We start from the raw sequence: 12,281 nt of genomic DNA, 5'->3' as shown, positions 1-12,281 counted from the left end.
GACGCCAGTGTCGTGTTGTTTGACGCTTGTTGGTGTTGGTCAACCGGAAGCCTGACGCAGCGGAGCGTGCGGTTCCGTGGCCAGTCGGGCAGCCAGGTCGGCATACCCGGCCAGGAAAGCGGTGGCGTCCGCCTCCGGGTATGCCGCCGTGCGGTGGTAGAAGACGGCGCGCAGGTCCGTCGGGCCGACCGGAGCGACGGCCAACTCGAAGCGGAAGCGGCTGCCGAGCCCCGGGGGCACCAGCAGTTCGAACCCGACACCACCGGCCTCGGTCCGGTGGTCCATCTCGGTCATCACGTTGAACAGCACGTCGTCGGCCCGCCGTCCGCCGGTCTGCACCGCGTCCAGCGGGAGCATCTGGTAGGGCAGATCCTGGTAGGTGAAGGCCCCGATAGCGGCGGCGTGTGCCTGTCCGACCAGGTCGGCGAAGGTCGTGGCCTGCCCGACCCGGGCCCGTAGGAGCACCATGTTGGCCAGCAGCCCCACCGTTTGACGTAGCTCGGGCCGGGACCGGTTGGCGAACATCGACGCCACCGCGAGATCGTCCTGGCCGGTGATGCGGTGCAGGTGGTGGTAGAACACCGCCAACAAGACCGAGAACAGGGTGGTGCGCTGCGTCCGCGCCACCGTACGGATCCGGGCGACCGCCTCGCGGTCCAGGTCGACCGCCACGTCGGAGGTGGCTGGTACGTCGCTGACGGTGCTGGTCTGCTCGCTCTCGGCGTCGCCGAGCGCGGGTAGCTGGCTCCCGGACAGTTGCCGTCGCCAGTAATCGCGGTGCCGGCGCAACCCGTCGCCGTCCAGCAGCTCCTGCTGCCACCTGACGAACGAGGTGTACTGCCAGCCGGTGGGTGGTGGTTGTGCGGTCGCGCCGGTGGCGCCGGCATAGAGGATGCCCAGGTCACGGAAGAGGATCCCGGTGGACCACGCGTCGGTGACCAGGTGGTGCAGGTTGAGGCAGAGGATGTGCTCACCGGGCCCGAGCCGCCACAGGGTGGCCCGGGAGGGCCACTCGGTCGGGTCGATCCCGGTCCTCAGCTCGGCCCGGACCGCCCGGTCCGCGGCGGCTGCCGCGTCCGCCTCCGCCGACAGGTCCATCCGGCGGGCCGCGATCGACGCGGGCGGGTGTACGACCTGGGCAAGTCGTGCTCCGCGACCGGTGAAGGTGGTACGCAGCGACTCGTGTCGGGCGGTGAGCGCGGACAGCGCGGAGTCCAGCGCATCGGCGTCGACCTCGCCGGTGAGGCGGCACAGCAGCGGGCAACTCAAGGCGCCGAAGTCGGTGCGGTAGTGCTTGATCATCCAGAGCAGGCGCTGGGCCACGGAGGCTGGTGTTTGTCGTATCTCCACATCGGGACCCTAGCGTCAATCCGTTGGCATCGGTCAGCTCTCTAGGTATGTTGCATTGCATGAGCTTTGTCGTGCCAGCTCGCGTGGACACTACACTCACCTGGGACTACGAAGCCTCCGATCCCCGGCTGGTGGCCCTCTACGAGCGGGCCAAGTCGGCGCAGTGGCGAGCCTCGGACGTCGACTGGTCGATACCCGTACCCTTCGGTGAACCGTTGCCCGACGACTCCGCGTTCGCCATGGCAGCCTTCGCCGACTCGCCGCTGGCGGCACGCGGCCCCCGCGCCTGGGACGCGTTTCGCTGGGAGTTCCAGTCGTGGATGGTCAGCCAGTTCCTGCACGGCGAGCAGGCCGCCATGATCGTCGCCGCCCGGCTCGTGGAGACGGTGCCGGATCTGGACAGCAAGTTCTACGCGGCCACCCAGGCAGTCGACGAGGCCCGGCACGTCGAGGTCTTCTCCCGCTACCTGCGGGAGAAGATTCCCGAGCCGTACGGGGTGTCCCCGCCGCTACGGGAACTGCTCACCGACATCCTGTCCGACTCGCGGTGGGACGTCACCGCTCTCGGGATGCAGATCATGGTCGAGGCGATCGCGATGGCCTCGTTCCGGCTGTCCAACAGCAGCTTCCACGACCCGTTGATCAAGGAACTGACCCACCTCGTGGCTCGGGACGAGGCACGACACGTCACCTTCGGCGTGCTGTCCCTCAGCGGTCTCTACGACCAGCTGACCACCGCTGAGCGGGCGGAACGGGAGGAACTGGTGCTGGACGCCGCGGCGCTGATCCGGCGGCGGTTTCTGCTCGACGACATCTGGCAACGGCTGGAGGTCGACCGCGCCGCCGGTGTGGAGTTCGCCACCAACCACGATCTCATGATCAAGTATCGACAGGCCGTCTTCTCCCGGGTCGCCGTCGCGCTCGGACAGATAGGCCTGATGACCGACCAGGTCCGTACCGGACTGGACAAGCTGGGCCTTCTGCAGTTCGCCGGTGAGCGGCTGCGGGTACGCAGAGGGGCGTTCACATGACAACCAGCCGTAAGTCCCTCGACCTGACCGCGGTGATGCGGCTCGGTGAACTCGGTGACCAGATCACCCCGTTCGCGCTGCGGGCCGCCTGTGACCTGCGCGTCGCCGACCTGCTCGCCAACGGTCCGCGTACGGTCGCGGAACTGGCCGAAGCGGCTGGCGCACACGCCGGGGCGCTGCTGCGGCTGCTGCGGGCCCTGGCCGCGCGGGGCGTGTTCACCGAGGTCGCCGATGCCACGTTCGCACTCACCCCGCTCGCCGAGCCGCTGCGCGGTGACCACCCCATGTCGTTGCGGGACAGTTTCACCCTGCTCGAATCGGACGTACGGGCGTGGGGGGCGATGGGACACACGCTGCTGACCGGAGAACCGGCGTTCTCCCACGTGCACGGCCAGGACTACTGGACCTACCTCGCGGACCACCCGCAGGAGAGCAACCGGGTCGACGACTGGATGCGCAGCGTGAACCGGCTTCACCTGCGCACCGTGCTCGGGGCGTACCCGTGGCGACGGTTCGGCACCCTGGTCGACGTCGGTGGCGGTACCGGTGGTTTCCTGGCCGGACTGCTCGCCCGTTTTCCCGCGGTCCGGGGGGTGCTGTTCGACCTGCCGCACGTCGTGTCGGGGGCGGCCCCGGTGCTGGCCGCGGCGGGGGTGGCAGACCGCTGCGACGTGGTGCCGGGCGACGTCTTCGACGCGGTGCCCGTCGGCGGCGACGGTTACCTGCTCAAGACCGTGCTGCCGGGTTTCGACGACGACGACGTCGTCAGAATCCTCCGCAACGTCCGTGACGCCATGCGGCCCGACTCGCGGCTGGTCCTGCTGGAGGCCGTGCTGCCCGCAGGCGACACCTTCGACATGGCGAAGCTGTTCGACGTCCACGCCATGGTGCTCACCGGCGGTGCGCACCGCGGCGCGGAGCAGACCGGCCGGCTGCTGGAGCAGGTCGGGCTACGGCTGACCCAGGTGGTCGGCACACCCACCCTGACCGTGCTGGAGGCACTGCCGGCCGACTGAGCCACGCGCACCCGACCACGCGGGCTTCGGCCCGGGCGCCGCCGTACCCGCCTGGTCCCGATCAGCCGACACGGACCGGGACGGAGGCGTACGCCCGGAACGGCGTGTCGCGTTCGCGTACCGTGGCCCCGTCGGGTTCGAGGACGGCGAGCCGCGCCAGCCTGTCGAAGACGACGGCCCCCTCCATCCTGGCCAGGAAGGCACCGAGACAGAGGTGAGCGCCCCCGCCGAAGGCGAGGTGCGGATTGTCCGTCCGGCCCACGTCCAGCCGGTCGGGGTGGGCGAACCGGAGGTCGTCATGGTTCGCTGCCCCGACCATGAGCACCAGGACCCGGCCCCGGCGCACCGTGCGCCCACCGATCTCGATCGGCTCACGGACGTACCGGGCGGTGCCCTGGATCGGCGCGTCCCACCGGAGGAACTCGTCCACGGCGGTGTTGACCAGAGACGGGTCGGCCCGTAGCCGGTCGAGTTGGTCGGGGTGGCTCAGCAGAGCGGCGGTACCGGTGCCGATCATGTGCACGGTGGTCTCGAAGCCGGCGAAGAACGAGAAGACCGTGTTGTCGACGATCTCGTCGTGGCTGAGGGTGTCACCCGATTCCTCGGCGTCCAGCAGCCGGGAGAGCAGGTCGTCGCCCCGACGGGCGCGGCGCTCGTCGAGCAGGGCGCCGATGTGCTCACGAAGCCACCGCACCGCCACGTCGGCTTCCGTACGGGCGTGTTCGGGGACGACCGCGGTGAAGGCACGGCCGAGGTTCATCGCGTGGCGGCGCACCTCGTCGGTGGACTCCGGTGGGATGCCCATCAGCCGGCAGACCACCTGTACCGGCAGCGGATAGGCAAGCTCGGTTACCAGGTCCATCCGGCCGTTCACCAGTGCCGGTTCCAGCAACTCGTCGACCAGGTCCGCCACGTAGGACCGTAGCTGGCGGACCACGGCCGGGCTGAAGGCCCGGCTCATCAGACGACGCAACCGGACGTGGTCCGGCGGGTCGCGGTACAGCATGATCCGCTGGAAGAAGGCGCTGGCGGGGCCGTCACCCACCGACACCTGGTGGTAGCCGTCGGGGAACTCGCTGCCCAGTCGTGGGTCGTGCTGCAGGGCCGTGACGTCGGCGAAGCGGGTGACACCCCAGCTCCCGGGTCCGATCCGGCACAGCGGTCCGGCGGCTCGCAGGCGGGCGTACTCGGGATAGGGATTCTCGGTGACGTTCGGGTCCAGAGCGTCGAAGCGCGGTGTCAGGGCCGGTGCGGTCATGCATCTAGTGTCTGTTGCTTTGGCGTCGGGCGGCAAGTCGCATGTTGACATGCCTGATGACCGGGGGACACGTCCGTTCCGGGCCTGGTCGTGGACTCCGATGACTTTTGTCGGATGTTCGGCACTGGGCTGTCCCGTGATCACTGGGGGTGATCTCGGTGTGGGGTGGACGTCCGAACGGGCAGGGGTCGGACTCGGGGGCCCGGGGCTGGCGCCGCCACCCGCCCGTCGCTTCTGGTCGGCCGCATCCGCTGCTCACCCGATCGGAGCGGGTCGGGAGAGCGTTCTATCGGGGGCGCGCCGGAACTCTTGCGGTCTAGCCACGGAAAGTCACATGTATTGCCAACTATCAGAATTATCGACGGAGTTAACACGCGGATGTCACGTTTTTGCGGCCGATCGGTCATTCCCTTGCTGTGGCGACGCCCCCTAGGGTGTGACACCAGCAGGAGGGGGGAATAGTGTTGCCGATGGTCAAAGCCCGCAGAGTCAGTCCACGTGCCGTTGCGATTTCGGTCAGCGGCAGTGTCAACCACAGCACCGCCGAGTACGTCACCCGAGTTGCCGAATACATGCTGGATCACGTCGAGTCAACGCCGGATCGGGTCGAACTGGACCTCACTGATGTGACCGGGGTCGACGAGGTGGGGTTCACCTCCTTGGTCGACGTCGCCGCCGGGGCTACGGCTTCCGGTGCGGCGGTGGTGGTGCGTTGTGGTGCCGAACGCGCCATGTTGGAGTCTCACCGCGGCGGACGAGGGCTGATCTCGGAGCAGATCAGTCGAATGCTGCGTGTGCATCTCAAGTTCCTGGTGCGGCGGCGGGCCTCCCGCCGCGCGATGACCGACGCCCGGGTGGTGAGGTGGTGCCCGGGGCCACTGGCCAACCGCAGTAGGGGGTGACCCTTACTGCGTATTTCAGGGGGTGATGGTCGGTTTACCCATACATCCCGATTAAACCCTTCGAGTCCGGTTCGGCGTACTTAATCCGATTATCTCCGCAAATTCGGTGCAGGTGCGGTCCGGTATTCTCGCGCGTGGGTCAAAGTGTGAAGTCGAGCCACAGAAGTTGTCTTACCGTTAACCAGCGCGGCGGCGACCGTTGCAGCCGCAATTAACACGGTGTACTTATCCGTGCGGGTTCCGGCATCTTCGACCTGCCGCGTGTCGCCGGAACACCGCCGCACCGCTGCGGGCGTTTCCGCAGCGGTGCGACCAGCTCAAACCACCCGGGCAGCCGACAGCTCGGTGAGGGGAACGTCGGCGTCGGTGACCGCGCGCTGGATCAGGTCGACGTAGCTGCGGACGAAGGCGTCGGCCCAGGTGGGGTCGAACTCGGCCCGCGAGCACAACAGCAGCACGGAGGTCACGTCCCCCTGCGGCACCACGACGAACTCGAGCGCGAAGCGCCGCCGCTCCAGCTGCGCCTCCATGTCGTCAAGTTCCTCACCAGCCATGTCGGTGCGGGTCATCAGACTGCCGATCAGCTGGAACAGCACGTCGTCGGTACGCCCGGTGCCGCCGACGACCGTGTCCGGCGGCAGCAGTTGGTGGGGGAGATCCTGGTGGCGCATCGCGTCCATCACGGTTGCCCGAGTCTGCCTGATCAGCTCACTCAGCGTGATGTCCGGGGTGAAGCGTTCCCGCAGCAGTACCATGCTGGCGAAGAAGCCCACGGTGTCACGTACCTGTGGCTGACCGCGATTGGCGAACAGTGAGGCCACGGTGAGGTCACCCGCTGCGGTCTCGGCGTGCAGCAGGGCGTAGAACACCGCGAGGGTGACCGGGAACAGGGTCGTACGGTGCCGGCGTGCGAGCTGACGGAGGCCGGCGGTCGTCTCCGCGTCCAGGTAGTGCTCGACCGAGATCCACGGCGGTTCGCCCTCCGGAACCGGGCGGGTGCCCCGGGCCGGCAGCTCCACCAGCCGTGCGCCCGCAAGCTTGCCGGTCCAGTAGGCGGTGAGCCGTTCCAGGTTCGCACCGGAGAGTTGCTCGGCCTGCCAGCGGGCCCACTGGGCGTACTGCCACTGGGGTGCGGGTAGCTCGGTCGGCGCACCTGTCGCGCCCGCGTACAGAGCCCGCAGATCCCGGGAGAGCAGGGCGTTGGAGTAGTCGTCGGAGCAGTAGTGGTGCAGCGTGAGCACGACCAGATGGTGCTCGTGCCCCAGCCGGAGCACCCGGGGGCGCAGCGGCCACACCGACGCGTCGACCGCGGTGGCCACCTCACTGGCGACGATCCGTCGGGCGGCGGCGACCGGATCGGCCTCGGCCGACACGTCGGTGATCGGCACCGGTACCTCGCGTGGCTCGTGGATCCGCTGGCGCATCCGGCGGCCCGGCGGGTAGGTGGTCCGCAGCGGTTCGTGCCGGGCGGTGAGCGCGGCCACCGCCCTGGTCATGGCCTCGTGGTCGTACGGGCCGTGGAGCCGCCACAACACCTGTTCGTTGAGGGCGCTGTCCTGCCCCCGGTAGTGATCCATGAGCGCCAGGAGGCGTTGGCCGACGGAAGCGGGTTCGTCACGCACCCGCCCAGCCTAGAGGCCGACCGGGTGTGTGTCGACAGTGCCGACTTTCGGTCGGTGGCACTATGACGTATGTCGGGTCTTGTCCAACGGCACCGACTCACGGATAGTGCTCTGTATGCAAGCCGACACCGCGCGCCCGCACCTGTCCGCGGCATTCCTGGCCACTCAGGACGACCCCTACCCGGCGTACGCGGAACTGCGGGCCCGCGGCCCGCTGTCCCGGGCCGAGTTGGGTCAGTGGCTTGTCACCGGGCACTCGACGGTCTCCACCCTGCTACGCGACAACCGGCTGGAGAGCCGGATGCCGGCCGAGTACACCCGGCTGACGTTGGGCGACGGACCCGGTGTGGAGTTCCTCAACCGGATCGTGCTGACCCGCACCCCGCCGGATCACACCCGGCTCCGGCGGTTCATCGGCCGGGCCCTGGGCACCCCGGTGGTGCGTCGGCTGACCGGTCACATCGGCCGGGCCGCCGACGAACTGCTCACCACCGCCCTGGACCGCGGTCGGCTCGACGTGGTGACCGACCTGGCCGTGCCGCTTCCGGTGGGCGTGGTCTGCGACCTGATCGGGATCCCGGTCGCGGACCGGCCCGACGTGCTGACCCGGGTCATCTCGCTGGCCAAGGTGTTCGACGCGGCGAACCTCACCCCCGCCGATCTGCGCGACATCAACGTGGCTCTGCCCTGGCTGCACGACTACCTCGGCGACCTGCTGTCCTCCCGGCAGGACCAGCCCGGCGGGCCGACCCTGGCCGGCATGTACTGGGAGGAGAAGGCCACCGACCGGTTGGCGGTCGAGGACTTCGCCGACAACATGCTCTTCCTGTTCCACGCCGGTTTCGAGACGACCATGGGACTGGTCTCCAACGGTTTCGCCGCGCTGCTGGCCCATCCGGATCAGCTGCGCCGGCTGCGGGACGAACCGGCGCTGGTGCCCTCGGCGGTGGAGGAGTTCCTCCGGTACGACGCGCCGATCCAGAACGTCATCCGAGTGGCCCGTGAGCCGGTCGAGGTGGCCGGGGTAAAGATCAGGGCGGGCCGAACGGTGCTGCTGCTGCTCGGTGCGGCCAACCGGGACGGCGTGGTCTTCGCCGACGCGGAGCGGCTTGACGTCACACGGAACCCGAATCCGCACCTCGGGTTCGGCGGCGGCCTGCACCACTGTCTGGGCACCGCACTGGCCCGACTGATGTCGGTGGTCGTCTTCGAGCGACTGGTGGGTGCCGTGGAGGTCCTCGGTCCGGCGGCGCCGCCGGTCCGGCGTCGTCACGCCAGCCTGCGCTCGTACGACCACCTGCCGCTGGCGGTGCGCGCCCGATGACGGTGTTGTGTCGTCTCTGCCCGCAGGCGGACGACCCCAGGTAGGGTGTGTTGCGTCTGCCGACACCTGGAGGATTTCTCATGGCCGACCTGGTCGCACCCGTCATCCCCTTCCTGCGCTACCAGGATCCGCGCGCCGCCATCGACTGGCTCTGCTCGGCTTTCGGATTCGAGATACTGGAAACCACCACCGGTGGGGAGGGGCAGGTCGTGCACGCCGAGTTGCGGTGGGGCATCGGCACCTTCCAACTCGGCCCGGCCGGATCGTCGAGCCTGCCCATGGGTAGCCCACGGGACCTGCCCTTCACCAGCCAGGGCGTGTACGTGTACGTCGGCGATGCCGTCGACGCACATCACGACCGTGCCGTCGCGGCGGGCGCCGAGGTGGTCATGCCGCTGACCGACACCGACTACGGCTCTCGGGAGTACGTCGCCCGGGATTTCGAGGGACACCTGTGGGGATTCGGCAGTTACGCACCGAAGCTCGATTGACCGGTACCGCCGAACGTCGGCAGGTCTGCGTCCCCAGGTCACGTAGAGCACATAGAGTGATGAATCGTTTCCGACCCCGTCCGCAACACGACTCCGAGGAGTGACCATGGCCGATTCCTCCGTGCCGCCCACCGTCGCCCCCTACATCGCGTACGAGAACCCGGCGAAGGCCATCGAGTGGCTGGTGAGCACCTTCGGCTTCACCACGTTGGGTGTCTTCGACGACGGCGCCGGCAACGTCTACCACGCCGAACTACGGATCGGTGACCACGGTCTGATCATGATCAACCCGGCGAACGACGGGTTGCGTATCGGCGAGCCGAAGGCGCTCGGTGCCGCCAGTTCCGGCACGTTCGTGCGGGTGGAGACCAATACGGAGGTCGACGACATCCACAGCCGTGCGGTGGCCGCCGGCGCCGAGATCCTGCTCGCGCCGGAGAGCAAGCCGCACGATTCGTACGAGTTCACCTGCCAGGACCCGCAGGGGCACGTCTGGACGTTCGCGACCTACCGGACCGCGCTCGGCTGACCCGAACCGGCGCATCTGGTTGGTCTCGATGTCCAGACCGCCGGTGGCCGGCCCGTCCGGGCCGGCCACCGGCGGTCGATCCTGACGGTGGGTCAGCTGGGTTGCGGTCCGGTGCCGGCCTACCGACGTGGTAGCAGGAAGCTGCCGAGCAGGGCCAGCGCGAAACTGATCACGCTGAACCAGAGGGTACCGACCATGGCCCGCTGGAAACTGATCTGGCTGGTTTCGAACGCCCGCTGCTCGACGACCTCGGTGGCCCCGCCGCCACTTCCGGCGGTCAGGCTCGCGGCGTCACAGCCGGGCGGTGGGAGCGTCGGGTCCGCCGCGTCGAGCTGGGTGGTGACGCAGTCGCGGAACCGGTCGCTGAGTTGTCCGGCCTCGGCGTCGGTTGCACCTGCGGCGACCAGATCCGCCCTCAGCCGCGGTGTGACGTCGTCGACCGCCGACGGTGCGTGCGAGGCGAGCAGGCTGAAGAACAGCGTGCCGCACGCCGCGATGCCCAGGGTCACACCGATCTGGTAGTTCGCGTTCACCACACCTGAGGCGGATCCGGCCTGGTGGCCGGGCACATCGTGCAACGAGTACCCCATCAACGGCGGGAAGGTCATACCCATGCCGGCTCCACCGATGAACATCGGGACGAGCAGCTGCCAGATGGTCACCTGCGGTGTGCTGTCGATGACCCACATGAACCAGAACATGCTGGCGATGAGCAGTAGCAGTCCCATCTGCAGCCCGAGCCGGCCGAGCTTCGGCGTGATCGCCCGGGCGGAGAGCCAACCGAGCAGCGGCACCGCGATGTCCCACGGCAACCCGGACAGCCCGGCGCGCAGGATGCTGTAGCCGACACCGATCTGCAGGTAGATGGTGATCACCAGGAAGAACGACATGACCGCGCCCTGGAAGAGGAAGACCACGACCAGACCCGAGTTGAAGGAGCGGTGTCGGAAGAGCGACATCGGCACCAGCGGTGACTCGGAGCGGGACCGTTGGTGCATCACGAACAGCGCGAACACGACAAGTCCGCCGGCCATGCTGGCATAGGTCCAGGCTGGCCAGTCCTGCTCGCGTCCCTGCACCAGCGGGTAGACGACCAAGAGCACCGCCACCGTGATCAGGGCCGCGCCGACCAGGTCGAGCCGCTCCCGCCGGTTCGGCTCGGACTCGGGCAGCAGGGCCCGGGCGGCGAAGAAGGCGGCGATGCCGATCGGGACATTGACCAGGAAGATGCTCCGCCAACCCAGCCCGGCGACGTTGGCGGTGGTCAGCAGTGCGCCGACGAGCGGGCCACCGACCGTGCCGAAGGCGAGCGCCGCGCTCATCGCCGCGAACGCCCGGCCGCGTTCCTTCGGCGCGTAGAGCAACTGGATCAGGGTGTAGACCTGCGGCACCATCACCGCGCCCATCGCGCCCTGCAGGAAGCGCAGCACGATCAACTGCTCCGGTGACTGGGCGAGCCCGGCGAGCAGCGAGGTGAAGGTGAAGCCGGCGACACCGATGAGGAACATCCGGCGTACACCGACGATGTCACCGAGCCGACCAGAAATGATCAACATTGAGGCGAATGCCAGAGCGTACCCGGCCACCAGCCACTGCATGGTGGAGGCGGTGGCGTCGATCCCGTCCCGGATCGACGGCAGCGCCACGTTGACGATGGTGATGTCGAGCAGGTCCAGCACGAACCCGGTGAGTACGACGACGAGGGCGAGGGTGCGCTTGCGGCCGGTGATCGGGGGGACGAACTCGTCGGGTGGCGCCGGGGCCGGTGCCGACACCGTGCTGGTGTCGGCACCGGACGACGTGCGGCTGTCGTCAGACATCGGTTCCCTTTCCTGGGGCTCAGTGAACATGGCGTCTGTGGAGTGTCAGCCCGTGTGTGCTCCGCCGCCCCGGGACGGTGAGCCCGGACGTGCCAGCAGCGGACGGAGATCAGGCGAGTGCGCTAGGTAGGCACCTTATTGGAAATGTGTCTCGTTCAGGAATCGCCGCACCGGCGCGGCACCGATCCAGAAGTGGCGCACCGTCATGGCAGGACACGACAAGCGGTACGCCGATGGCGGCAAGGGCGCCGACGTACCCCGTTGGCGCGGTCAGATCGGTCAGGTGGGGCGGCTGCGCCGGAGCGGACGAGTGATCCCAGCTCAGTACGTCGGCCCGCTGCTGCGGGCCGGTCACGGTGATCGTGGCGGGATCGACCGTCAAGCCGTCTCCGGTCGCCTTGAGCAGTGCCTCCTTTCTGGTCCAGTACCTGACGAAAGCCGCTGTCCGGTCCTCGGCGGTGTCGACCACCGCTTGTTCGGCGGGGGCGAGCGCGCGTAGCGGAAGCCTGTTGCCGCTGATGGCGATCTGTTCGATGTCGACGCCGATGGCGGCGTGTACCGCGAAGGCGACCACACACCACTGGTGGGAGTGGGCGACGGAGAAGGTGACCGGGGACCGGGGTCGGCTCAGTACCGGTTTACCGTGCTTGCCACCGCACTGCCGGCAGGTGGCTTCGAAGTGCAGTCCGGACGCGGGCGCATCGAGCATGCCGGCGAGCACCAGCCGCGTCAACGCCCGCGCGGTCAGGTGCAAGGCGCGCCCCTGCGGGTCGGTGAACCCGGCATGTCGTCGGCGTTCCGCTTCGGTGAGCACCGAGAGCAGCCCCGGATCGTCGGGTGACGCGGCCCGGGCCCACCACACCTGGCAGGTCCCCTCGGCGGGCAGACCGCTCGTCATCGCGGATGTCACCCTTCCGTCGCGGGTCGTCGAGGCCGGT

General features: G+C 68.7%; 11 protein-coding genes. 6 read left to right on the top strand and 5 right to left on the bottom strand.

All coding sequences use genetic code 11. From position 1 onward, the window contains the following. Positions 1 to 39: 39 nt before the first annotated feature. Entirely contained in the window at positions 40 to 1,350 is a 1,311-nt protein-coding gene (locus tag HCA58_RS07740; protein WP_346775904.1) for a condensation domain-containing protein, read from the bottom strand. A 59-nt stretch (positions 1,351 to 1,409) separates the two neighbouring features. On the opposite strand from HCA58_RS07740, the gene HCA58_RS07735 reads away from it, so the two are divergent. Then, the gene (locus HCA58_RS07735) at positions 1,410 to 2,381 is read left to right on the top strand and encodes a ferritin-like domain-containing protein (RefSeq protein WP_169597080.1); all 972 of its coding nucleotides are present in this window, start codon (positions 1,410 to 1,412) and stop codon (positions 2,379 to 2,381) included. Continuing rightward, a complete protein-coding gene (locus HCA58_RS07730) occupies positions 2,378 to 3,397 on the top strand; it encodes a methyltransferase (RefSeq protein WP_169597079.1) in 1,020 nt (339 codons plus the stop codon). The genes HCA58_RS07735 and HCA58_RS07730 overlap by 4 nt, the downstream gene beginning before the upstream one ends. A 61-nt stretch (positions 3,398 to 3,458) precedes the next feature. Here the strand turns inward: HCA58_RS07730 and HCA58_RS07725 are convergent, their stop codons facing one another. After that, positions 3,459 to 4,655: a cytochrome P450 gene (locus HCA58_RS07725; RefSeq protein WP_169597078.1), complete on the bottom strand. Its 1,197-nt coding sequence runs from the start codon at positions 4,653 to 4,655 to the stop codon at positions 3,459 to 3,461. A 470-nt stretch (positions 4,656 to 5,125) separates the two neighbouring features. Here HCA58_RS07725 and HCA58_RS07720 point away from each other — a divergent pair, with 470 nt between their 5' ends. Beyond that, positions 5,126 to 5,557 carry an STAS domain-containing protein gene (locus HCA58_RS07720; protein ID WP_205807939.1) on the top strand — a complete coding sequence of 144 codons (432 nt, stop codon included), beginning with the start codon at positions 5,126 to 5,128 and terminating at the stop codon, positions 5,555 to 5,557. A gap of 317 nt (positions 5,558 to 5,874) precedes the next feature. Here the strand turns inward: HCA58_RS07720 and HCA58_RS07715 are convergent, their stop codons facing one another. Continuing rightward, positions 5,875 to 7,179: a condensation domain-containing protein gene (locus tag HCA58_RS07715; RefSeq protein ID WP_346775903.1), complete on the bottom strand. Its 1,305-nt coding sequence runs from the start codon at positions 7,177 to 7,179 to the stop codon at positions 5,875 to 5,877. A gap of 115 nt (positions 7,180 to 7,294) precedes the next feature. Here HCA58_RS07715 and HCA58_RS07710 point away from each other — a divergent pair, with 115 nt between their 5' ends. The 3 genes from HCA58_RS07710 (at position 7,295) to HCA58_RS07700 (ending at position 9,523) form a co-directional block, all read left to right on the top strand. Beyond that, positions 7,295 to 8,503 carry a cytochrome P450 gene (locus HCA58_RS07710; protein WP_169597076.1) on the top strand — a complete coding sequence of 403 codons (1,209 nt, stop codon included), beginning with the start codon at positions 7,295 to 7,297 and terminating at the stop codon, positions 8,501 to 8,503. A gap of 80 nt (positions 8,504 to 8,583) precedes the next feature. Then, positions 8,584 to 8,994 carry a VOC family protein gene (locus HCA58_RS07705; protein ID WP_169597075.1) on the top strand — a complete coding sequence of 137 codons (411 nt, stop codon included), beginning with the start codon at positions 8,584 to 8,586 and terminating at the stop codon, positions 8,992 to 8,994. Between the two features lie 106 nt (positions 8,995 to 9,100). Continuing rightward, positions 9,101 to 9,523: a VOC family protein gene (locus tag HCA58_RS07700; protein WP_169597074.1), complete on the top strand. Its 423-nt coding sequence runs from the start codon at positions 9,101 to 9,103 to the stop codon at positions 9,521 to 9,523. A gap of 119 nt (positions 9,524 to 9,642) precedes the next feature. Here the strand turns inward: HCA58_RS07700 and HCA58_RS07695 are convergent, their stop codons facing one another. Both HCA58_RS07695 and HCA58_RS07690 read right to left on the bottom strand, forming a co-directional pair. Beyond that, a complete protein-coding gene (locus HCA58_RS07695) occupies positions 9,643 to 11,343 on the bottom strand; it encodes an MFS transporter (protein ID WP_169597073.1) in 1,701 nt (566 codons plus the stop codon). A 109-nt stretch (positions 11,344 to 11,452) separates the two neighbouring features. Then, positions 11,453 to 12,241: a 4'-phosphopantetheinyl transferase superfamily protein gene (locus HCA58_RS07690; RefSeq protein WP_169597072.1), complete on the bottom strand. Its 789-nt coding sequence runs from the start codon at positions 12,239 to 12,241 to the stop codon at positions 11,453 to 11,455. Between the last annotated feature and the right edge of the window lie 40 nt (positions 12,242 to 12,281).

It is taken from the genome of Micromonospora sp. HNM0581 (assembly GCF_012726175.1).
Taxonomy (GTDB): domain Bacteria; phylum Actinomycetota; class Actinomycetes; order Mycobacteriales; family Micromonosporaceae; genus Micromonospora.
This window is presented reverse-complemented; position numbering and strand designations above follow the sequence as displayed.